At 33.2% G+C, this 1,670-nt stretch carries 2 protein-coding genes; one reads left to right on the forward strand and one right to left on the reverse strand.

The window, feature by feature from the left end:
* Positions 1–645: rubredoxin (locus P8H68_RS11130; protein ID WP_300324976.1), on the forward strand; the 645-nt coding region annotated here is incomplete at its 5' end.
* Here the strand turns inward: P8H68_RS11130 and P8H68_RS11135 are convergent.
* Positions 642–1,670: LacI family DNA-binding transcriptional regulator (locus P8H68_RS11135; protein WP_300324979.1), on the reverse strand; the 1,029-nt coding region annotated here is incomplete at its 5' end. The genes P8H68_RS11130 and P8H68_RS11135 overlap by 4 nt on opposite strands.

Here is a 1,670-nt window from a genome sequence, read left to right on the forward strand (position 1 = left end):
GTAAAAGGTATCCATAAAGAAGATAAACTAACACTTGAGAAATTTTTAGGAAAAAGAGGAATCAATGTTAGACACTCTTCTTTAGAAATGAATTGGCATATTCCTGTAGCAGATGATTCTGCTTTAGATTTGAAAAAATTCATCGTAAAAAGCTTTGATCAAAATGATATAAGTACTTACGGAATGACTTTTGGAATCAGTAACTTTGGTGAAAACAAAACGTATTTTACTACTGCAATGGTGGAAAAAAATAAAACACCTTCCATTGTTAAAAACTTCCAAGTTAGACCAACCTTTAACGTACTCTATTCAAAAAACTTTAACCCAAACACGCAAGATTATATCGTTTACGCACAGGATGTCGATAAAATTGAATTACCTGGTTTGTTAATGGAATTGAGTAGAATGTATTTTGACCAACTGGGAGACGCGCCTCAAGAAAAAGAAGATAAAAACACACAAAAGGTAGAAACGCAAAAAACAGAAGTTTATCAATGTCCAGATTGTTTGACTATATACGATAGTCAATTAGGAGATAGCACAGTAGACATTACTCCTAACACTGCTTTTGAAGACTTACCTGCTTCTTATGTTTGTAGTGTATGTGAAACGGCTAAAGAAAAGTTTGAAGTCGCTTACATTTAAAATTTAGAATCTATATTCTCCTTTGTGATTATCTCCAAGGGAGAATATATTTTTTGTTTAGGTTCTTTATTTTGCAATAAGTAATCTGATATTACAGATACTGCATCATACCCTTGCTCAAATGATTTTTGGGAAATAAGAAACGACACTTTATCTGCATCCAATGCTTCTAGATTTCTTTCCGTGGTATCATGTCCAATCACCGATAAACCTATCAGTTTTTCATTTGGTAAACAATCTACCAAAGCTGCAATCTGACTCGAAGGCATATAAATTCCTTGAATCTTAGAATTCATTTTCATAAATCTTTTCAATTCCTGAGAAATTAGCTCCTCATTCCCTAAAGAATCAAAAGTCAAACTATGGATCTTCATTGGAATCTTTTTCTCATCAAAATAACTTGAAAACCCAATAATCCTATCCGAAAGAGCCGTATAGTTATTTATATTTTTTCTGAGCTTTATTATCAAAAACTCATCATTTTCATTAGAGCATAAATGCATTAATTTCGCGGCAAGTTTTCCACTTTTCACCGAATTTTGCCCGATATAACTCAAATTTTTATATCCTTCTATATCTATATTTAAAAACACATAAGGAATATCCGCTGCATCAAGCTGTGCTACTATTTTTTTTGTTTCGTTTTTAAAAATGGGTGCCAATACAACAGCATCTGGCTTACTCTCCATTAACTCTTCAAACCGCAACACATATGAGGCTGCATCAAATTGATCAAAATGAAAATTAGACGTTTGCACTCCATAAAAACCCACCTCCTCTTTGCCTTTTAACACACCTAAATAGGGAGATTTCCAAAAAGAATTTTTGACATCAAATTGAGGCAACAAAGTCGCCAAATTGTACTTTTTTCTGTTGGCAAGTTTACTAGCAACATCGTTCAATTTAAACTGATGCTCTTTTAATAAAGCCTTGATACGTTCAGCAGTTTTTTTTGAAACTCCCGCCCTATTGTGTAGCACTCTATCCACTGTTCCCGTAGAAACTTTCGCTAATTCAGCTATTTC

The organism is Flavicella sp., from assembly GCF_029238425.1.
Classification (GTDB): domain Bacteria; phylum Bacteroidota; class Bacteroidia; order Flavobacteriales; family Flavobacteriaceae; genus Flavicella.